We start from the raw sequence: 20,623 nt of genomic DNA, 5'->3' as shown, positions 1-20,623 counted from the left end.
CCGTTCGATAAACATCTTTCTTCCATTATGCAAGAACCTAACCTCATTTGCATCTTTAAAACAAAAAACAACCTAAAATTTAGGTTGTTCCCCGTTTTTATTCAGCTGATTCGTCTTTTACGATACGGTAAGTAAGCTTATCGGCATGAATTTCTTCTAAAGCTTTTCCAACCTGCTTATGAGAAACATACTTATCTAAGTGCAGGTTTTCTCCTTGTTGTAGCTTTCGTGCTCTTTTTGCAGCAACCGAAACTAGTGAATACTTTGAGTCAATTTTTGTCATTAATGAATCAATTGATGGATATAACATGGATTAATCTACCTCCAAAATTCTTCTATATCTAGGTTCTACTCGTTCACGACGTAAATGCTCGGCAACGACGATTGCTTTAATTCTCTCAACAGCTCTGTCGACTTGGTCGTTTTCCACAACATAATCATACAAATGCATCATTTCTAATTCTTCTCGTGCTGCATTCATTCGATTGTTGATTACATCCTCAGTTTCCGTACCACGTGTGACAATCCGGTTTTTCAACTCAGATAAACTTGGCGGAACGAGGAAAATAAAAAGTCCATCCGGAAACTTCTTTCTAACCTGTCTCGCACCTTGTACTTCAATTTCCAAGAATACGTCTTTTCCACTATCTAATGTTTGTCTGACGTAATCAACGGGTGTACCGTAGTAATTGTCCACAAATTCGGCATACTCAAGTAGCTTTTCCTCTTTTATAAGTTGTTCAAATTCTTCTCTAGACTTAAAGAAGTAATCAACTCCATCAACTTCCCCTTCTCTTGGAGCACGGGTAGTCATTGAAATAGAGTATTCAAAGGCGGTATCAGGCTGTGAAAATACCTCTTTCCTTACCGTACCTTTTCCTACTCCAGAGGGTCCAGATAATACAATTAATAACCCTTTTTCTTGCATGAATCTTTTCCTACCCTTCATCAATAATATCATCTTTATCATTTAAACGGGCCGCAACCGTTTCTGGCTGTACCGCAGAAAGAATAACATGGTCACTATCCATTACAATTACTGCACGAGTTCTTCTTCCATATGTAGCATCTATTAACGAACCACGATCCCTAGCATCTTGAATAATTCTTTTTATCGGAGCTGATTCGGGACTAACGATAGAAATAATTCGATTCGCAGAAACGATGTTTCCAAAACCGATATTTATTAGTTTAATTGACATGATTGTCCTCCAATCATAAGAATTATTTTTACCTTCCTAAAGCTTTTCTAAACCAAGAGCTATTCAATATTTTGAATCTGCTCCTTAATCTTTTCAATCAAGCTTTTTAACTCCACCACTTCGGCAGCGATTTTTGCATCATTTGCCTTTGATCCAATTGTATTTGTTTCCCTATTCATCTCTTGTACAAGGAAATCAAGCTTTCTTCCAACAGGCTCCTGATCATTTAGGAAGGTATGAAATTGAACAACATGACTATCGAGTCTTGTGAGCTCTTCATTGATATCTGCTTTATCTGCAAAAATAGCAATTTCAGTCACGATTCTCGCTTCATCCAACTGCAGATCTACATATTCTTGAATTCTCTTTTTTAATCGATTCGCATATTGTAGAACAACTGTAGGAGCATATTGTCTAAGCGCTTGGACAGTCGATTGTATCTTTTCAATATGTGAGCGGATATCCTGTTGCAATGCCTTCCCTTCCACTTCACGCATATTCACACAATTTTGAACAGCCTCTAAGCTTGCATCTAACACAAGCTCTTCAATACTCTCAGTGCCAGATTCTTGCTCTTCAATACTAAATATCTCGTCACGATTAAGTATATCCTTTAATGAAACATCTTCATTAATTTGAAAACGTTTTTGAATTTCCTTTATGTACTGAAGATAGTCTTCTAAGAGACTCCAATCGACTAAGAGTTTTCGATCTGTAAGTCCTTCACCTTCTATGATAATGAAGACCTCAATTCTTCCTCTTTTTATGTATTCATTTAGCGTCTTTTTAAGCTTATCCTCGAAGTTAGAAATACTTCTAGGTATTCGGAAGTGATATTCGGCAAATCGGTGATTCACCGTTTTAACCTCAACAGTTACCTTGATATGTTCGTTGCTACGGATGCTCCTACCAAAGCCTGTCATGCTTTTTACCAAACCCAACACCCCATAACTTTCCTGAGTATAGAAAAAGGTAATAGAGCTTTCTCTATCACCTTTTGGATTATAACATACTTTATTTATTTTTACTTGCCAAAAATGAACCTGCTAGTAAAAAAGTTGGGATGGACGCAAAACCAATGACTAATAACCAATCGCGAAGAGCAAGTGGAACGGTATGGAAGATTGGTTGTAGTGGCGGATAGTACATAACTACTAGCATTAAAGCTAATGAGGAAATAACCGCCCATACAAGATACATGTTTCCAAATGGATTTCTTGAGAAAACTGATTTTTCACTGCGGCAATCGAAAACATGAATCAGTTGGGCTAAAACAAGAGTAGCAAAAGCAACTGTTTGAGCATGGATTAAATCATCGGGATTTTCATTATACGAAATGATGAACGCAAGCAAAGTAGAAATTCCAATTAAAAAACCTCGTGAGATAACCTTCCAGCCTAACCCTCTTGCAAAAACTCCTTCTTTAGGACTCCGCGGACCACGCTTCATCACATTTTCCTCTGGCTGATCAAGACCTAGCGCCATTGCTGGTAATCCATCCGTTACTAGGTTGACCCAAAGAATTTGAATCGGCACTAGAGGCAGTGGGAGTGCAAGCAACATGGCAAACAGCATCACTAATATTTCACCAACATTGGAAGCAAGCAGATAACGAATGAATTTACGAATGTTCTCGTAAATATTCCTTCCTTCCTTAATCGCTGCTTTAATCGTTGCAAAATTATCATCGAGAAGAACTAATGCAGATGCTTCTTTCGCTACATCTGTACCGGTAATTCCCATTGCAACACCAATGTCTGCTGCCTTAATAGCCGGCGCATCATTGACCCCATCACCAGTCATCGCGACGATATGACCTCTACTTTGTAATGCTTTTACAATCTTCAACTTATGTTCTGGAGAAACACGTGCGAATACTGAAACATCATCCACAACTTCTTCTAGTTCTTCTACGGACATTTCATTTAGTGCATGACCATCTAGCACCTTACTTTTTGGTGTTAAAATACCTAGCTGTTTGGCAATCGCCTTCGCTGTAATGATATGATCTCCGGTGATCATGACGGTCTTAATGCCTGCTTCTTTACATTCTTTTACTGCATGCTTCACTTCTGGACGAGGTGGATCAATCATCCCTTGTAACCCGATAAAAGTGAGATCCTTCTCTGCTTCTCTTTCATCAAGGATGAGCGTTCCAGGTGATACCTCTCGGTAAGCAATCGCTATCGTTCGTAATGCTTGAGATGCTAACCCTTCAATGGCATCCTTTACCTTTTCCTCCATGTCACGAGACATAAACTGTCGACGATTTTCCCAGAGGATTGATTCACTTTTTGAAATTAACACGTCTGGGGCACCCTTTGTGACAATAAATTGTCTTCCGTTCGTATCCTTCACAACAACACTCATCATTTTCCGGGCTGAATCAAACGGAAATTCTTTTACTAACTCATATTGCTTGTGAAGTTGGTCTCTTGTAAATCCTGCTTTTAGTGCAGATACGAGAAGCGCGCCTTCTGTAGGGTCTCCATCAATAACATACTCACTGCCCTTTTGAGTGATTTCTGCATGGTTACAGAGCATACCAAACATTAACATTTGCTGAAGTGCTTTCTCTTCTTTTATGGAAACCTTATGATCTCCCCGATAGAATTCGCCTCTTGGCTCATATCCAACTCCACCAACTTGGGAAACCTCTCCCCCGCTCCATAAATGGGTAACGGTCATTTTATTCTGTGTCATCGTTCCGGTTTTATCAGAGCAAATAACAGAAGCACAACCTAATGTTTCAACAGCGGGAAGCTTACGAACAATGGCTTTTTGCTTTATCATTCGTTGAACTCCAAGGGATAAAGCAACTGTTACAATTGCAGGTAGCCCCTCAGGAATCGCTGCTACTGCTAGAGATACCCCAGCTAAAAACATTGTATATAAATCGTGCCCGCCAAATACCCCTGCAATCACAACTAATACAGTTAAAAGAAGGGCTGCTGTAATTAAAATTTTTCCTAATTGCTCTAATCTTCTCTGGAGAGGTGTTTCCATTGTTTCCGCATTTTGCAGTAAGTCAGCAATTTGTCCCATCGCTGTTTTCATTCCGGTTCCAACGACAACTCCCACACCGCTTCCCCTCGTGATCATCGTCCCCATAAAGGCCATGTTTTGCATATCACCAAGACCAAGGTTTTCTTCTTGCAATTTGTTATCTGTTTTTTGTACAGGTAACGATTCTCCCGTTAATGCTGACTCCTCAATTTCTAAACTATTGGTTTCTATTAATCTCACATCTGCCCCGATGCGGTCGCCACTTGTAAATCGTAAAATGTCTCCTGGTACGACTTCTCTTGAAGCAATTTTAATCCAGTTCCCGTCTCTTAAGACGTATACTTGTGGTGCTGATAACTCCTTTAGTGCCTGAAGAGAACGTTCAGCTTTACGCTCTTGGAAAAAACCTAAAAATCCGTTGATAATGACAATCGCGATGATAGCAATCGCATCTATATACTCACCCAACAGTCCCGAAATTAACGTCGCTGCTAATAAAACAAGAACCATGAAGTCTTTGAATTGACTAAAGAATAAGATTAAAGCAGACTGCTTTTCTCCTTCTTCTAGCTCGTTGAATCCATGTTGTTTTATTCGATTTACTGCATCAGCCTCAGATAATCCGACCATGTAATCAGTATTTAAGGCTTTTTCTACTTCCTTTTTATCCATTCCATGGAATTTCATCCGGCAATCCCTTCCTCCTTTTGATTAGGCTCTTTTCGTTCACTTGTTTGCTATAGGAACAAGAAAAAACCGGAATTAACGTTTTTTCTATCCCTCTACATACTGAATCAGGATGTTTAGACTCCATTCTGAGGAAAAGAGCACGAAACGTAATTAGATTCGTGGAACTCACTTAGTACGTAAAACAACAAGCAATGCGAAAACTGCCACTAGTCTACAGAGTTGTCCCAACTCACTCTAAACTAAGCTTATTCAGCCTCGTCCAAAAAAATGATATAATTATTACAAAAGTGGAAGCGACGCTTTTTTTTGAAATGCAACTTATAGAAAAGGATGTTTCTTATGTCATTTGACGGACTGTTTACGCGTGCTATCACGAAGGAGCTTTCTGAGGCTTTACGTGGTGGACGTATTAATAAAATTCATCAGCCATTCAAAAATGAAATCGTGCTGGTTATTCGAGCGGGCGGAAAGAACCATAAGCTTTTGCTTTCTGTCCATCCTAGTTACGCGAGGGCACAAATTACCAAAGAGTCTTATGAAAATCCAAATGAGCCTCCAATGTTTTGCATGTTATTAAGAAAGCATTTAGAAGGATACATATTAGAGGATATTCATCAGGTTGGACTTGAAAGAATGATTGTTTTGGATGTGAAGGGAAGAAACGAACTCGGTGATCTGTCGAGCAAACAACTCGTTATTGAAATTATGGGACGCCATAGCAATATTATCTTAATTGATAAAACACGAAACATGATTTTAGACAGCATCAAGCACGTCTCATATGCTCTTAACAGCCATCGTGCCATTCTACCTGGTCAGGAGTACAAACTTCCTCCTGCTCAAAACAAATATAATCCTCTTGAGGCAACAGAGGAGGATGTGTTAAAGAGAGTGGACTTTAATGCAGGAAAAATGGATAAGCAGTTGGTTGAACAATTTGCTGGTTTATCTCCTTTATTAGCAAGAGAAATCGTCTATGAAGCAGGCATTGTTAACCGGAATACCTTACCCAAAGCTTTTATTAATCGCATGGAAAAAATTCAAACCCATCAATATGAGCCATCAATTATGAGTGCTCACGGAAAAGAAATGTTTTACCTTTTCCCGATGACTCATACATCAGGTGAAGTTCAGACGTTTTCTAATATGAGCGATATGCTCGACCGTTTTTATTTTGGGAAAGCCGAAAGAGACCGTGTGAAGCAGCAAGGAAATGATCTGGAACGATTGATTATTAATGAACGTGATAAAAACAAGAAGAAAATCGATAAGCTTCATAAAACATTGGTAGATGCACAAAATGCAGAGGAGTTTCAATTATTTGGGGAGTTATTAACCGCCAATCTCTATGCTGTTGAAAAAGGTATGACATCCGTCGAGGTTATTAATTATTATGATGAGAATGCTGGAATGGTTACCATTCCACTCGATCCACAGAAGTCACCATCAGACAATGCGCAGCGATACTTTACAAAGTATCAAAAAGCAAAAACAGCACGTAGAATTGTTCAAGAACAAATTGAAAAAGCAAACGAGGAAGTGCTGTATTTTGAGACATTAATTCAACAAATGGAGACCGCCTCTATCAAAGATATTGAGGAAATCCGTCAAGAGTTAATTGAAGAAGGATATATTCGTGACCGACACAAAAATAAATCAAAAAAGCAAATTGTAGCAAAGCCAGTGCTTGATCAATATGTATCCTCCGACGGAACAGACATCCTCGTAGGAAAAAACAATAAGCAAAACGATTATTTAACAAACAAAGTAGCTAGTCGTGACGATATATGGCTTCATACTAAGGATATTCCTGGGTCACATGTTGTCATTCGAAGCAAAACTCCAAGTGATAGTACCATTTTAGAAGCAGCCAATATCGCTTCCTACTTTAGTAAAGCACGAAACTCAAGCTCGGTTCCCGTTGACTTCACACAAGTTAGACATGTAAAAAAACCAAATGGAGCAAAACCAGGCTTCGTCATATATGACAATCAACAAACAGTATATGTCACACCTGACGAAAACCTTATTATCCAGTTAAAAAAATAAAAAAGGGTGTCAGACACCCCAAATGGACAGATTTACTACTTTTGTCCGTCTGGGGTGGACACTCTTTTTTCTTCATTTTATTATGCTTTTACCACCGGTTTCCAAGCTGTTGGGTCTTGGCTCCAGCTACGAAGACTAGCTACTGCATCTTCTTCGATTTTTCCAGCCGCTAATGCTACATCTACTAATGTTGAGAAATCCGTAAGTGAATATGTCTTTATGTTTGCTTCCTCTAATAGCTTTTTCCCTTTTTCCAGTTCATACGTAAAGATAGAAACGACTCCTAATACTTCACAACCCGCTTCTCTTAATGCATCAACTGCTGTAATTACGCTACCGCCTGTTGAGATTAAGTCTTCCACTACTACTACTTTTTGTCCTGCAACGACACGACCTTCTATCTGATTTCCTTTGCCATGCCCTTTAGCTGATGAACGGACATAGCTCATCGGTAAATCAAGTAATTCACTTACCCATGCTGCATGAGGAATTCCAGCAGTTGCTGTTCCAGCTACCATTTCTGTGTCAGGGAAGTGCTTAAGTATAAGTGCCTTGAGTCCAGCTGCAATCTCTCTTCTTGCTTCAGGAAAAGATAAAGTAAGTCTGTTATCACAATAAATAGGTGATTTAATTCCTGATGTCCAAGTAAAAGGATCGTTCGGTTGTAACGAGACTGCTCCGATTTCTAAAAGTGTGTTAGCTATTTTTTGTTTCATATACTTTTCCCTCCCAAGCGTTTTTGTAAAGCTGATAAGCTAGTACCGGATCTTCGGCTCTTGTAATGGAGCGACCTACAACAATCATAGAAACACCTGCGTTCCTAGCAAACTCAGGAGTGGCTACTCTCTTTTGGTCACCAACTGACTCCGAACTCATCCGAATTCCCGGTGTAACCGTTAAGAAGTGTTCACCTAATTGTTCGCGGATGAGCTTCACTTCATTTGAAGAGCAAACCACACCATCAAGTCCTGCATCCTTCGTTACCTTTGCATAATGAAGAACGGATTGTTCGAGGCTCACTGAAATTAATTGTTCACCCTTCATTTGTTCTTCTGATGTACTTGTTAACTGTGTTACTGCGATGATGCTTGGTCTTTTCGCACCTGAAGCCGTTCCAGCCTCAAGTCCTTCTACAGCTGCCATCATCATTTCTTTTCCGCCTGCCGCATGAACATTCACTAAGTCACAGCCTAGGCTAGCTAGATTTCTCATGGCCCGACCTACTGTATTTGGAATATCGTGCAATTTTAAATCTAAGAAAATATCATGACCCATTTCCTTTAGTTCTTTAACCATAGCAGGTCCTTCTTTATAGAAAAGCTCCATGCCAACTTTAACGAATAGTTGCTCGTTAGTAAATTTCTTTAAAAAACCGTACACATCATTTTTATCTGGAAAATCAAGCGCGATGATTAGCGAATTTTTCATTCTTTTTCCAGCTCCTTCCCGTACATTCTGAAATATGATCAAATCCAAGTTCATTTAATAACGATGGAAGTTGTTCAATGATTTTCGGACATACAAGCGGATCCACAAAATTAGCTGTACCAACTGCTACTGCGCTCGCTCCGGCATAAAAAAATTCAATCACATCTTCTGCCGATTGAACGCCACCCATCCCGATAATAGGAATATTTACGTGCTGACTTACCTCATAAATCATTCGAATCGCAACCGGTTTAATAGCTGGGCCTGAAAGTCCACCTGTATTATTAGCGAGCACAGGCTTACCTGTCTTCAAATCAAGCCTCATGCCAATTAAAGTATTTATCATGGTTAAACCGTCCGCACCGCCTGCCTCAACAGCCTTTGCCATCTCAACGATATTCGATACATTCGGTGAAAGCTTGACATAAACAGGTACACTTGATACCTCTTTCACCTTCTTCGTTAATTCCTTTGCTACTTCAGGAATCGTTCCAAAAGCAATACCACCTGTTTTTACATTTGGGCAAGAGATATTCAGTTCAAGAGCATGAACATTACTTACCTTTGAAATTTCACGTGCAACTTCAATATAGTCCTCTTCAAGTGAGCCAGCTACATTTGCGATGATCGGAACATCAAATTGGTCTAACCAAGCTAACTCCTCATCAATCACCTTTTTAAGGCCAGGATTTTGTAAACCAATCGCATTTAACATCCCAGCAGTTGTCTCTGCTACCCGTGGAGTTGGATTCCCAAACCGAGGTTCTACGGTTGTTGCTTTAATCATGATGGAGCCTAATGTACTTAAATCATAAAACTGACTATACTCTCTACCGAATCCAAAGCATCCTGACGCAGGCATGATTGGGTTTTTTAATTGTAAACCAGGTAGGTTCACCGCTAATTGACTCATATAAGAACCTCCCCTCCTTTAAACACTGGCCCATCCGTACAAACCTTTTTATACGCATATCCTGTAGGATCTTCCTGTGTTCTACATACGCAGGCAAAGCAAGCACCAATTCCACAGCCCATTCGCTCTTCAAGAGAAAGGTATACTTTTTTCTCTGGATAAGCGGCCTCTAATGCTCGTAACATCGGGGTAGGACCACATGTGTACAATGTATCAAATGAAAGATTCTGTGCGGAGATCACATCCGTTACAAATCCTTTCTCCCCATGAGTTCCATCAACCGTTACGATATACGTATCACCTAATTCAGCAAATTTCTCCTCGTAAAATACCGCATCCTTTGTTGCAAAGCCTAACACATGAATGACATTCACATTTCGCATCTTTAGCCTTAGAGATAATTCATATAGTGGAGGCACACCAATTCCACCACCTACTAAAAGGGCGGTTGATCCAGCCTTTGCTTCCTCTACAGGAAATCCATTTCCTAATGGCCCTAGAACGTCTATAACATCTCCGACTTTTTTCTGTGCAAGCAGCTTTGTTCCAGTACCTTCTGCCCGGAAAATCATCGTAAACATGTCATTTGCTTGGTCGATTTTTGCAATACTAATTGGTCTACGCAAAAGTGGATCTACACTATCACTAACTTTTAGATGTACAAATTGACCTGGTTCATTCATCTGTTGGACGAGCTCACCCTTAAGGGTGAGCTCAAATATATTGTGAGCTATTTCTTGATTGGAAAGTACGATACATTCCTCATTACGAATCATAGTAGTACTGCCTCCCTGCTGTTTGCGGGACTTTTTTCCATCGCCTCAGCTGAAAAATTCATTGATTCAATTACTCGTAAAATGGCCTCTGCTGTATCTAATGAAGTTAAGCAAGGAACACCGTTTTCAACTGATTCTCTACGAATTCTAAATCCATCACGTTCTGGCTGCTTTCCTTTTGTTAATGTGTTAATGACAAATTGCGCTTGCCCGTTACGGATTACATCAACAATATCCGGATGGCCTCCACCAATCTTCTCAACAACCTTCACTGGAATTCCTTGTTCTTGGAAGAACTTTGCTGTCCCTTCTGTTGCCATTACTTGGAATCCGATTGAGAAGAAGCGCTTTGCGATCCCTAAAGCTTCTTGCTTATCTTTGTCAGCAATCGTCATAAGAACTGAACCAAATCCTTGGATTTTCATTCCTGAAGCAACTAAGCCTTTATATAGTGCTTTTTCAAGCGTATGGTCTTTCCCCATTACCTCACCAGTGGACTTCATTTCTGGTCCTAAAGTAATATCAACTCGTCTTAGCTTAGCAAATGAGAACACAGGTACTTTAACAAATACACCTTGCTTTTCTTCAACCAGTCCTGTCTCATAGCCCTGCTCCTTTAGCGATAATCCAAGAATCGCTTTTGTCGCCAGATTTGCCATTGGTATATTTGTGATTTTACTTAAGAATGGCACCGTACGACTTGAACGAGGATTTACTTCCAACACATACACTTCTTCTTTTGAAACAACGTATTGAATGTTGAAAAGTCCAATGATTCCTAAACCTTTTGCCATACGAATGGTGTAATCAACAAGCTTGTCTTTCACTGCTTGTGATATGCTTTGTGGCGGGTACACAGCGATTGAGTCTCCAGAGTGAACTCCTGCTCTTTCAATATGCTCCATAATCCCTGGAATAATTACTGTTTCACCATCGCAAATCGCATCTACTTCTATTTCTTTTCCAGTTAGGTAACGGTCAATTAATATCGGATGCTCTGGATTAATCTTTACTGCTTCTTTCATGTATTGCAATAACTCAGCTTCTTGGTAAACGATTTGCATTGCTCTACCACCAAGTACATATGATGGACGAACCAAAACCGGATATCCGATTGAGTTAGCAATTACTGCAGCTTCAGCGGCTGTTCTTGCCGTTTTTCCTAACGGTTGAGGAATTCCTAGCTCTTGCAATGCAGCTTCAAAGCGGTCGCGATTTTCTGCACGATCGAGATCATCCAAGCTCGTACCTAGAATCTTAACCCCTCTTTCAACAAGCTTAGAAGCTAAGTTAATCGCTGTTTGTCCACCGAATTGGACAACCACACCAGCTGGTTTTTCTAAATCAATAACATGCATAACATCTTCGATTGTTAAAGGCTCAAAGTAAAGCTTATCAGAGATACTGAAGTCAGTTGATACTGTTTCAGGATTATTATTAATGATGATGGCTTCATATCCAGCCTCTTGAATGGCCCAAACCGCATGAACCGTTGAGTAATCAAATTCAATCCCTTGACCGATTCGGATTGGCCCAGAACCAAGCACAATTACACTTTCACGTTCAGTAACAATCGATTCATTTTCATCTTCATACGTTCCGTAGTAATATGGAGTTTCTGACTCAAACTCAGCAGCGCATGTATCAACCATTTTGTATACAGGAACGATTCCTTTTTCTACTCTCCAGTCATATATAGCGCGCTCGTTTGTAGACCAAAGTTTCGCAAGAGTACTGTCAGCAAAACCTAGCTCCTTTGCTTCTCTCGTGATTTCCTCGTCAAATGGAAGAGCTTGTAACTTTGCTTCGAAATCAACAATCTTAGCAAATTTCGCAAGGAAGAATAAATCAATTTTGCTCCATGCATGGATGGTTTCGATCGTAACGCCACGTCTTAATGCTTCTCCGATATAGAATAGGCGCTCATCTCCAGCTTTACGAATTCGTTTCTCAAGTAACTCATCAGAAATTTCATCTGCTTCGTTTAGTGAGAAGTGGAACACATTCGCTTCAAGTGAACGAATTGCTTTTAATAAAGATTCCTCAAAGGTACGACCAATCGCCATTACTTCACCGGTAGCCTTCATTTGTGTACCTAGTGTACGGTTAGCACTTTCGAACTTATCAAAAGGCCATCTTGGAATTTTTGAAACAATATAATCAAGTGCAGGTTCGAAACTTGCATAGGTTTTTCCTGTTACAGGGTTCATCATTTCATCAAGCGTTAACCCAACCGCGATTTTTGCAGCAAGCTTAGCAATCGGATATCCTGTTGCTTTTGATGCAAGAGCAGAGGATCTACTCACACGAGGATTTACTTCAATGATGTAATAATCATAGCTGTCAGGATCTAATGCCAGCTGTACGTTACATCCACCCTCAATTCCGAGGGCACGGATAATTTTTAATGATGTGTTTCTAAGCATTTGATACTCGCGATCACTTAGCGTTTGACTCGGTGCTACAACAATTGAATCTCCTGTATGAACACCTACTGGATCGATGTTTTCCATATTACAAACAACGATTGCATTGTCATTAGCATCTCTCATCACTTCGTATTCAATTTCTTTAAAGCCAGCAATACTCTTCTCTAATAAACATTGTGTAACTGGGCTATTTTTTAACCCACTTGTTACGGTTTCAACCAATTCCTCTTCGTTATGACAGATGCCTCCACCCGTTCCACCGAGTGTAAACGCTGGACGAACGATAACTGGGTAACCAATTTGTGCAACGAAGTCATATGCTTCTTCAAGGTTATGAATAATTTCACTTTCAGGTACTGGCTCGCCTAAGTCATTCATTAATGTACGGAATAAATCACGATCCTCCGCTTGCTCAATGGCTGAAAGCTTAGTACCTAAGATTTCTACATTACATTCTTCAAGAACTCCAGAGTTAGCTAACTCTACTGCTAGGTTTAATCCTGTTTGTCCTCCAAGTGTTGGGACAAGTGCATCTGGACGTTCTTTTCGGATGATTGTGCTAACGAACTCCAAAGTTAGTGGCTCAATATACACAGCATCTGCCATCGTAGTATCTGTCATAATTGTTGCTGGGTTAGAGTTAACTAAGATAACACGGTACCCTTCTTCTTTTAATGCGATACATGCTTGAGTACCTGCATAATCAAATTCTGCTGCTTGCCCAATGACGATGGGACCTGATCCGATAACTAGTATGCTTTTTATATCTGTACGCTTTGGCATTCGATTGCACCTTCCTCTTTTTCTGTCTCAATCAACTGTAAAAACTGTTCGAATAAATAATTTGCATCCTCTGGTCCAGGTGATGCTTCCGGATGATACTGGACTGTAAATGCTTTTGCTTCTTTATGCTTTAATCCTTCAACCGTACCGTCATTTAAGGCGATATGTGTAACTTCTAGAGAAGTTCCTTGAAGTGATTCTTCTTCAACTGTGTACCCGTGATTTTGTGATGTAAGAGCTACTTTTCCTGTTGCCAAATCCTTTACCGGATGATTCGAACCTCTATGTCCAAATTTCAACTTAACAGTGTTTGCTCCACATGCTAAGGCAAACAACTGATGGCCTAAGCAAATTCCAAACAGTGGAACATGTCCAATTATTTGTTGAATCATTTCAATTGCTTCTGGAACATCCTTAGGGTCTCCAGGTCCATTCGAAAGCATCACTCCGTCTGGCTTCAATCGTTTGATCTCTTCAGCTGTTGTGTTATAAGGAACAACGATTACGTCACAATCACGCTTATTTAATTCGCGTAAAATTCCATGCTTCATTCCAAAATCAACAAGAACGATTCTTCTTCCTCTACCAGGGCTTGCATAAGCAGATTTTGTGGAAACTTGCTTTACTTGATCGTTTCTAAAAGGTGCTTTTAGCCCTTCAAGCACTTCCTCAACACTTGCATCGATCGAACAGATAGCGCCCTTTAGTGCCCCATATTGTCGAATGATTCTTGTAAGCTTTCTTGTATCCACACCTGAAATTCCAGGAATATTCTTTTCTTTTAATAATTCATCTAATGTTTTTTCATTTCTCCAGTTCGATGCAAACTCTGCCGCTTCCTTCACAACCATTCCATGAACAGACGGAGAAATTGATTCAAAATCATCACGATTAATTCCGTAATTTCCAACAAGCGGATACGTAAAGGTAACGATTTGTCCACAGTAAGATGGGTCAGAGAGAATTTCTTGGTAACCAGTCATTCCTGTGTTAAACACGACTTCTCCCATTTTTTCTGTGTCACTTCCAAAAGCTTTTCCGATAAAAACTGTACCGTTTTCTAGAATTAATTGCCTTTTCATACTGTTACATACCCTCTTTTCCATGCGATTTTCCCAGCTGCGATTGTTACTACTGGCCATCCTTTACACTCCCATCCACCAAATGGAGTGTTTCTTCCTTTTGATAAAAAAGTATTTGGATCAATACTTTCTTCTTCTGTTAGATCTACAAGTACTAAATCAGCGACAGCTCCAACCTCAAGCTTTCCATATGGTAAGTCAAATGCCTGAGCCGGCTTCACTGTTAAGAAATCTACTAACTGCTTTTCTGTTAAAATTCCTTTTTCAACAAGATTTGTATATAAAAGTGGGAATGCAGTTTCTAACCCAACGATTCCAAATGGTGCGAGAGCCATTCCCTCTGCTTTTTCTTCAGCTGTATGAGGAGCATGGTCTGTGGCAATAAAATCAATCGTTCCATCAAGGAGACCTTCAATTAATGCCTCACGATCAGCTTTTCCTCTTAGCGGAGGGTTCATTTTATAGTTTGTATCTAATCCTGGAATATCCTCATCACATAATAGTAGATGATGCGGTGTTACTTCTGCAGTTACGCGAATCCCTGCACGCTTAGCGTCACGTACCACACGAACTGATTCTTTCGTACTAATATGGCACACATGGTAATGACAGTTTGCTGCTTCTGCTAATAATACGTCTCTAGCAATATGAACCGATTCACACACAGATGGAATTCCGTTTAACCCATGTTTTTTTGAAAATTCCCCTTCATGTACAGACCCTTTATGAATTAACGTGTTTTCTTCGCAATGTGCTACGATTGGCATATCTACACTTGCCGCAAGCTGCATCGCTTGTAACATCATATCTGCTGATTGGACCCCTACTCCGTCATCTGTGAAGGCGAATGCTCCTTCTTCTTTTAATGCGGCAAAATCAGTCAGTTCCTTTCCTAACTCTCGAATGGTAATCGAAGCATATGGTAGCACTCGAACAGCACCTGTTTCTGCAATTCGGTTATTTAAATTTTGAAGAGTTTCGACTGAATCTGGAACCGGCCTTGTATTAGGCATAGCTGCAATCGTTGTAAATCCTCCACGAGCTGCCGCTAGTGTACCCGTAGCAATCGTTTCTTTCTTCTCTCCCCCTGGTTCACGTAAATGAACATGCAAGTCAACAAACCCAGGAGATACGAGCAATCTTGTTGCATCTATGATCTCTGCATCCTCAGCTTGAAGATCCGGACCAATCGCTGCAATCTTTTCGTCTTTTATTAAAATATCGACTGCCTCTTTTTGTCCTTTATCAGTAAGCCATTGACCATTTTTGATGAGAATTGTCATTGTATTTTCCCCCTTCAGATTGTTGTAATGCTCTTTTTAATACTGCCATACGAACGTAAACGCCATTTTCCATTTGCTTAAAGATTCTCGAACGCTCGCATTCTACTAGACTATCAGCTATTTCTACATCTCTATTTACTGGTGCTGGATGCATAATAATGCTTCCTTGTTTCATTCGTTTTTCTCTATCTACTGTTAATCCAAAAGCTTGGTGATAATCAATTGTTTCTCCACCAACTTGATGTCTTTCGTGTTGGATACGGAGGAGCATGAGCACATCAACAGTTTCTGTTAACGTATCAATATCTTCATACCTTCCATATTGTAAAAGCTCTTGGTCAATCCATTCTTTTGGTCCTGAGAATACGATCTCTGCTCCTAATCGGTGAAGGGCAATCGCATTTGACCTTGCCACACGGCTGTGTATTAGGTCTCCCACAATTCCTATCTTAAGGCCTTGAAAATGTCCATATTCTTCGTAAATCGTTAGTAAGTCGAGCAACGATTGAGTTGGATGATGACCACATCCATCTCCAGCGTTAATTATTTTAACGTTTGTTTTGCCAACTAGCTGCTTGAAGTACTCATCTTCTGTGTGGCGAATGACCACTGCCTGCACCCCTATGGATTCTAAAGTTCGAACCGTATCATAAAGTGTTTCTCCTTTAGTAATACTTGATGAGTGTGTTTCAAATGGAATAATGTTTAAGCCCAGTCTTCTTTCAGCAATTTCAAAACTACATTTTGTTCTAGTGCTCGGTTCAAAAAACAAGTTTGCAACAAAGGAAGATTGATTAGGCTGCCACGCAGCTCCCTCAGAAAATTTTTTCGCCTCTGCAAGGATGTCGTATATCTCGGTAACGGAAAGCTCTGAAGTAGTAAGCAGATTCATGATCAAAACACTCCTTTTGTGGTTTATGTAGAAAAATAGCACCCTGACTACTTTGCCAGGGTGCTATGCAGATAGGCAGAAGCAGAACACACCAGATTAAGGTATCTCCACTTCTCCTATGCACCCTTACAAGCCTCTCTGGACTTTTTTAAAAGGTGAAACTATGCTACTTCATTTTCATTATCACTTTCAAACATATCTTCGGCAGCTTCTGGTCTACCAGGAAGGATTAAATTAATCAGTATCCCTAAGATCGCTGCTAATGCCATCCCATGAATTTCAAACCCTTCTGATACTTTAATTACTGCTCCTCCAATACCTACCACTAAGATTACTGATGAAATTACAAGGTTTCGCTTGTCTCCGAAGTCGATTTTGCTATCAACAAGCATACGTAATCCTGATGATGCGATTATTCCGAATAGTAGGATGGAAACTCCACCCATTACTGGAGTTGGGATTGAACTTATTAGTGCTGTTACTTTACCGATGAATCCAAATACGGTTGCAACGACTGCTGCTCCAAGAAGTACATATACGCTATATACTCTTGTAATGGCTAATACTCCGATGTTTTCTCCATATGTTGTCTTCGGAGGTCCACCGATTAGTGCAGAGATCATCGTTGCTGTTCCATCTCCTAAAATCGAACGGTGTAAGCCAGGGTTTTTAATATAATCACGCCCCACCACTTTCCCTAATACAAGCTGGTGACCAATATGTTCTGATAAAGTTACGATGGCTACTGGAGCCATTAATAATACTAAGTCAAGTGTTACTTTTACTTCATAATCTACGAACGGTACAAAGAAGTTTGGCATTTCGAACCATTTTGCTGCTGCTACTGGAGCAAAGTCAACGATTCCTACTACTAATGAGTACACATATCCGATAATGATACCTGCAAGTATTGGAATCATGCTCAATGTTCCTTTTCCGTAGATGGAGAAAATGATGGTTGCTACTAAAGTTACAAGTGCCGCCGAGAAATGCAGTAGACTGTACTCTCCAGCCGGGTTATTCATTGCCATACTAACTGCGGTTCCTGCCAAAGCCAACCCGATTACAATAATGATTGGTCCTACTACGATTGGAGGAAGGAGATTCATAATCCAACGGTAACCTGCTTTTTTAATGATTAGTGCAACAATTCCATACACTAAACCAGCAATGAAGCTTCCAATCATGGCTCCTGCTGGACCACCTGCTGCTTTTGCCGCAATAATTGGTGTAATGAATGCGAATGATGATCCTAAATAAGCTGGTACTTGCCATTTTGTTATCATAAGGAACGCGATCGTTCCCAAACCACTGGAGATAAGTGCAATTGCTGGATCAAGTCCAACTAAGAATGGTACTAATATGGTAGCTCCAAACATAGCGAATAAGTGCTGTAGGCTAAGTGTGAGCCAATGGACTGGTTTCGGTGTTTCGTGTACATCTAGGATTGGTTTGGTATTCATGTATGTGTCTCTCCTCTGGTTAGTTAAAATAAAAACCCTCTTTTGCACAAGAGGGTCTAGTTGCAGGTCAAGGTATCTATTTCACCCCTCGAGTCTACATTTCCCCTTGAAAGCCTCTCTGTGCTTTTTTAAAAGGTTATATTTATTTTTCGTGTATACTTACTGTATCATGTTTGTCAACTTCTGCTAGTTGAACAACAATCTTTTCCGAACTAGAGGTTGGGATGTTTTTCCCAACATAATCTGCTCGAATTGGTAATTCTCTATGTCCTCTGTCTACTAGTACTGCCAGCTGTACAGAAGCCGGTCTTCCAATATCGACTAGTGCATCTAACGCAGCGCGTACAGTTCTTCCTGTGTATAATACATCGTCCACTAGGATAACAATTTTGTTAGTAATATCGTGCGGGATATCTGAGCCCTTTACTAGAGGTTCCTGATCATTTGTTTTCTTTGTTAGATCGTCCCGATACAAAGTGATATCTAATTCTCCTACTGGAACCTCTGTGCCTTCAATTTCCTTTATTCTTGCAGCAAGACGCTCAGCGAGAAAAATTCCTCTTGTTCGTATTCCAATGAGAACAATTCGTTCTACACCTTTATTTTTTTCAATAATTTCGTGAGCAACCCTTGTCAATGCTCTTCTAATGGCTTGTTCATCAAGTACAATTGCTTTTTGTGACAAGGTCTTCCCCTCCTCATTTCTCCATAAAAAGACCCTCTAGGCCAGGGCTTAGAGGGTACACGAATTCCATTTGTAGGCATACTTATGCCATACAAGCTCCGTTTCCTTCTCAGCCTCACAGGACCGTCTTTAAAGGACTTATTCAACTATAGAAATCATAAAACAGATGTAGAACTTTGTCAACGATTATTTCTTAAAGACTCAAGAAGCTCTACAAAGTACTCTGGTAATGGTGCTTCGAATTCTACGTATTCATTGGTTCGAGGGTGATTAAAACCTAACACACCCGCATGCAGAGCTTGTCCGCCTATATCTAGCGTTTTTCTTGGACCATATTTTGGATCACCAGCTAGCGGATAACCAATATACTTCATATGGACTCTGATTTGATGGGTACGTCCTGTTTCTAACTGACATTCAACAAGAGTAAAATCTTTAAAGCGCTCCATCACTTGAAAATGCGTAACCGCATGCTTTCCATTATCCACTACAGTCATACTTTGACGATCTTTAGGGTCCCTTGCCAGCGGGGCATCAATTGTCCCATAATCATGAGGAATGACTCCATGAACTATGGCACGGTATTTACGTGTTACAGACTTTGCAACGAGCTGATTTACAAGGCTTTCGTGAGCCAAATCATTTTTAGCAACCATCAGTAACCCCGAAGTGTCCTTATCGATTCGATGGACGATACCTGGTCGAAGCACACCATTGATGCCTGACAGATCTTTACAGTGAGCCATTAATCCATTCACAAGTGTTCCCGTTGTATGACCTGGTGCTGGGTGTACCACCATTCCCTTTGGCTTGTTTACAACTAATACATCACTATCCTCATAAAAGATCTCAAGGTCCATAGGCTCAGGAATCACATCAAGCTCCTCTGGATCAGGAATACTTATTTCTATTACATCCCCAACCGAACATTTATAACTGCTTTTTACTTTTTGTCCGTTAACAACTACGTTCCCGTCTTGCATCCATAGCTGTACTTGAGACCTCGACCATTCACTGTTTACACTTGAAAGGACCTTATCCAGTCTTTCGCCTTTATGCTCTTCATTAATTGTTTGTATTACTTTGTCCATTTGCTATCTCCTTAGATTGTCGCTCTTCTTGCCACATTTGTATCATTAATAAACCTACTCCAATAACTAAGGCTGAATCAGCAATATTAAAGATAGGGAAATTATAGTTAAAAATATACGTATGGATAAAATCGACTACTTCTTTATGTACTACTCGGTCGTAGAAATTACCAATCGCTCCTCCTAGCATTAACCCGAGAGCCACCCCAAGAAGCCTTTTACCTTTCGCTGCTTTTTGAAGATAATAAACAATCCCGACAATTACAATAACAGTTATTAAGTAAAAAAACCACATTTGTCCTTGTAAAATACCCCAAGCAGCCCCTCTATTACGGTGGGAGGTAATATAAAACCAATTTTCTATAACGGTTATGCTTTCTCCAAGCTCCATTCTTTTCACAACTAACCATTTGGTCCATTGGTCAAGAATTATGACAATTAATGCGATTATGTAATAAAACACAAAGGAAACCTCCAAACCTTCTCTTAATATTCCCTTTGCATTTTAGCACATTCTCTATAAAAACTACAGTAAACCCTTCAGATTAAAAAAGTGGTTTACATAAATACTGATCAAGCTTTCCACAGTCCTCCACCGTTTTTAAGGTTGGAACCATTTGAAGTAGTTCATAAGGTAATATTTCACCTGATATTTCGCATCTGCCAAATGTACCATTCTCCAATTTTTGAATGGCACTATTGATGTCTCTTAATTCTTCCTCAATAAGCGGTTTTACTAAGGGAGATCCTTTCGAATTTGATAATTGCATCATTAATTCAGTACGCGATTTCCGGAGTTCCAAATAGAGCTTTTGTTCAAATGCTTCCATTTTGTTCATACCTCCGTTTTC

The 20,623-nt window shown here is 39.9% G+C and carries 19 protein-coding genes; 1 reads left to right on the top strand and 18 read right to left on the bottom strand.

Translation table 11 applies throughout. The annotated features are described in order from the left end of the window. Window positions 1-97: 97 nt before the first annotated feature. From rpoZ to ACVBAX_RS05370, 5 genes are all read right to left on the bottom strand, one after another. On the bottom strand, window positions 98-310 hold the full coding sequence (rpoZ, locus tag ACVBAX_RS05390; protein ID WP_119707491.1) for a DNA-directed RNA polymerase subunit omega: 213 nt from the start codon (window positions 308-310) through the stop codon (window positions 98-100). A gap of 3 nt (window positions 311-313) precedes the next feature. Further along, window positions 314-928, bottom strand: coding sequence for a guanylate kinase (gmk, locus tag ACVBAX_RS05385; protein WP_447116167.1), 615 nt, complete (start codon window positions 926-928; stop codon window positions 314-316). Window positions 929-938: 10 nt separating this feature from the next. Next, on the bottom strand, window positions 939-1,202 hold the full coding sequence (gene remA, locus ACVBAX_RS05380) for an extracellular matrix/biofilm regulator RemA (RefSeq protein ID WP_066053091.1): 264 nt from the start codon (window positions 1,200-1,202) through the stop codon (window positions 939-941). A 59-nt stretch (window positions 1,203-1,261) separates the two neighbouring features. Continuing rightward, the gene (locus ACVBAX_RS05375; protein WP_447116166.1) at window positions 1,262-2,146 is read right to left on the bottom strand and encodes a YicC/YloC family endoribonuclease; all 885 of its coding nucleotides are present in this window, start codon (window positions 2,144-2,146) and stop codon (window positions 1,262-1,264) included. Window positions 2,147-2,216: 70 nt separating this feature from the next. Next, complete coding sequence (locus ACVBAX_RS05370) at window positions 2,217-4,895, bottom strand: calcium-translocating P-type ATPase, SERCA-type (protein WP_447116165.1); 2,679 nt, start codon at window positions 4,893-4,895, stop codon at window positions 2,217-2,219. 342 nt (window positions 4,896-5,237) lie between these two features. On the opposite strand from ACVBAX_RS05370, the gene ACVBAX_RS05365 reads away from it, so the two are divergent. Then, window positions 5,238-6,947 (top strand): Rqc2 family fibronectin-binding protein, encoded by a 1,710-nt coding sequence (locus tag ACVBAX_RS05365; RefSeq protein WP_447116164.1) that lies wholly within the window; start codon window positions 5,238-5,240, stop codon window positions 6,945-6,947. A gap of 80 nt (window positions 6,948-7,027) precedes the next feature. Here ACVBAX_RS05365 and pyrE read toward each other — a convergent pair whose 3' ends face one another. The 13 genes from pyrE to ACVBAX_RS05300 form a co-directional block, all read right to left on the bottom strand. Continuing rightward, window positions 7,028-7,663 carry an orotate phosphoribosyltransferase gene (gene pyrE, locus ACVBAX_RS05360; RefSeq protein ID WP_430773859.1) on the bottom strand — a complete coding sequence of 212 codons (636 nt, stop codon included), beginning with the start codon at window positions 7,661-7,663 and terminating at the stop codon, window positions 7,028-7,030. After that, the gene (gene pyrF / locus ACVBAX_RS05355) at window positions 7,644-8,375 is read right to left on the bottom strand and encodes an orotidine-5'-phosphate decarboxylase (RefSeq protein ID WP_447116163.1); all 732 of its coding nucleotides are present in this window, start codon (window positions 8,373-8,375) and stop codon (window positions 7,644-7,646) included. The genes pyrE and pyrF overlap by 20 nt, the downstream gene beginning before the upstream one ends. Then, window positions 8,347-9,288 (bottom strand): dihydroorotate dehydrogenase, encoded by a 942-nt coding sequence (locus ACVBAX_RS05350; protein ID WP_430773857.1) that lies wholly within the window; start codon window positions 9,286-9,288, stop codon window positions 8,347-8,349. Before ACVBAX_RS05350 ends, pyrF begins: the two co-directional genes overlap by 29 nt. Next, window positions 9,285-10,064 (bottom strand): dihydroorotate dehydrogenase electron transfer subunit, encoded by a 780-nt coding sequence (locus ACVBAX_RS05345; protein ID WP_447116162.1) that lies wholly within the window; start codon window positions 10,062-10,064, stop codon window positions 9,285-9,287. The genes ACVBAX_RS05350 and ACVBAX_RS05345 overlap by 4 nt, the downstream gene beginning before the upstream one ends. Further along, window positions 10,061-13,276, bottom strand: a complete 3,216-nt coding sequence (carB, locus tag ACVBAX_RS05340; RefSeq protein ID WP_447116161.1) for a carbamoyl-phosphate synthase large subunit — start codon at window positions 13,274-13,276, stop codon at window positions 10,061-10,063. The genes ACVBAX_RS05345 and carB overlap by 4 nt, the downstream gene beginning before the upstream one ends. Continuing rightward, window positions 13,255-14,358: a carbamoyl phosphate synthase small subunit gene (locus ACVBAX_RS05335; protein WP_430773854.1), complete on the bottom strand. Its 1,104-nt coding sequence runs from the start codon at window positions 14,356-14,358 to the stop codon at window positions 13,255-13,257. Before ACVBAX_RS05335 ends, carB begins: the two co-directional genes overlap by 22 nt. Next, window positions 14,355-15,641, bottom strand: a complete 1,287-nt coding sequence (locus tag ACVBAX_RS05330; protein WP_447116160.1) for a dihydroorotase — start codon at window positions 15,639-15,641, stop codon at window positions 14,355-14,357. Before ACVBAX_RS05330 ends, ACVBAX_RS05335 begins: the two co-directional genes overlap by 4 nt. Next, window positions 15,604-16,536: an aspartate carbamoyltransferase catalytic subunit gene (locus ACVBAX_RS05325; RefSeq protein WP_430774053.1), complete on the bottom strand. Its 933-nt coding sequence runs from the start codon at window positions 16,534-16,536 to the stop codon at window positions 15,604-15,606. The genes ACVBAX_RS05330 and ACVBAX_RS05325 overlap by 38 nt, the downstream gene beginning before the upstream one ends. Window positions 16,537-16,694: 158 nt before the next feature. Further along, window positions 16,695-17,996 (bottom strand): solute carrier family 23 protein, encoded by a 1,302-nt coding sequence (locus ACVBAX_RS05320; RefSeq protein ID WP_430773852.1) that lies wholly within the window; start codon window positions 17,994-17,996, stop codon window positions 16,695-16,697. A 142-nt stretch (window positions 17,997-18,138) separates the two neighbouring features. Beyond that, on the bottom strand, window positions 18,139-18,681 hold the full coding sequence (pyrR, locus tag ACVBAX_RS05315) for a bifunctional pyr operon transcriptional regulator/uracil phosphoribosyltransferase PyrR (protein WP_119707477.1): 543 nt from the start codon (window positions 18,679-18,681) through the stop codon (window positions 18,139-18,141). A gap of 179 nt (window positions 18,682-18,860) precedes the next feature. Then, a complete protein-coding gene (locus tag ACVBAX_RS05310; protein WP_430773851.1) occupies window positions 18,861-19,772 on the bottom strand; it encodes an RluA family pseudouridine synthase in 912 nt (303 codons plus the stop codon). Then, window positions 19,747-20,235: a signal peptidase II gene (gene lspA, locus ACVBAX_RS05305; protein WP_430773850.1), complete on the bottom strand. Its 489-nt coding sequence runs from the start codon at window positions 20,233-20,235 to the stop codon at window positions 19,747-19,749. Before lspA ends, ACVBAX_RS05310 begins: the two co-directional genes overlap by 26 nt. Before the next feature lie 82 nt (window positions 20,236-20,317). Further along, window positions 20,318-20,602 (bottom strand): hypothetical protein, encoded by a 285-nt coding sequence (locus ACVBAX_RS05300; RefSeq protein ID WP_430773849.1) that lies wholly within the window; start codon window positions 20,600-20,602, stop codon window positions 20,318-20,320. Between the last annotated feature and the right edge of the window lie 21 nt (window positions 20,603-20,623).

This window comes from Robertmurraya sp. GLU-23, from assembly GCF_052983275.1.
The sequence above is the reverse complement of the archived record's forward strand: the minus strand, read 5'-3'. Positions and strand labels throughout refer to the sequence as shown.

Excerpts from the sequence above, each read along its gene's own strand:
- rpoZ (WP_119707491.1), bottom strand. The coding sequence starts at position 310 with ATGTTATATCCATCAATTGATTCATTAATGACAAAAATTGACTCAAAG.
- gmk (WP_447116167.1), bottom strand. The coding sequence starts at position 928 with ATGCAAGAAAAAGGGTTATTAATTGTATTATCTGGACCCTCTGGAGTA.
- remA (WP_066053091.1), bottom strand. The coding sequence starts at position 1,202 with ATGTCAATTAAACTAATAAATATCGGTTTTGGAAACATCGTTTCTGCG.
- ACVBAX_RS05370 (WP_447116165.1), bottom strand. The coding sequence starts at position 4,895 with ATGAAATTCCATGGAATGGATAAAAAGGAAGTAGAAAAAGCCTTAAAT.
- ACVBAX_RS05365 (WP_447116164.1), top strand. The coding sequence starts at position 5,238 with ATGTCATTTGACGGACTGTTTACGCGTGCTATCACGAAGGAGCTTTCT.
- pyrE (WP_430773859.1), bottom strand. The coding sequence starts at position 7,663 with ATGAAACAAAAAATAGCTAACACACTTTTAGAAATCGGAGCAGTCTCG.
- pyrF (WP_447116163.1), bottom strand. The coding sequence starts at position 8,375 with ATGAAAAATTCGCTAATCATCGCGCTTGATTTTCCAGATAAAAATGAT.
- ACVBAX_RS05350 (WP_430773857.1), bottom strand. The coding sequence starts at position 9,288 with ATGAGTCAATTAGCGGTGAACCTACCTGGTTTACAATTAAAAAACCCA.
- ACVBAX_RS05345 (WP_447116162.1), bottom strand. The coding sequence starts at position 10,064 with ATGATTCGTAATGAGGAATGTATCGTACTTTCCAATCAAGAAATAGCT.
- carB (WP_447116161.1), bottom strand. The coding sequence starts at position 13,276 with ATGCCAAAGCGTACAGATATAAAAAGCATACTAGTTATCGGATCAGGT.
- ACVBAX_RS05335 (WP_430773854.1), bottom strand. The coding sequence starts at position 14,358 with ATGAAAAGGCAATTAATTCTAGAAAACGGTACAGTTTTTATCGGAAAA.
- ACVBAX_RS05330 (WP_447116160.1), bottom strand. The coding sequence starts at position 15,641 with ATGACAATTCTCATCAAAAATGGTCAATGGCTTACTGATAAAGGACAA.
- ACVBAX_RS05320 (WP_430773852.1), bottom strand. The coding sequence starts at position 17,996 with ATGAATACCAAACCAATCCTAGATGTACACGAAACACCGAAACCAGTC.
- ACVBAX_RS05310 (WP_430773851.1), bottom strand. The coding sequence starts at position 19,772 with ATGGACAAAGTAATACAAACAATTAATGAAGAGCATAAAGGCGAAAGA.
- ACVBAX_RS05300 (WP_430773849.1), bottom strand. The coding sequence starts at position 20,602 with ATGGAAGCATTTGAACAAAAGCTCTATTTGGAACTCCGGAAATCGCGT.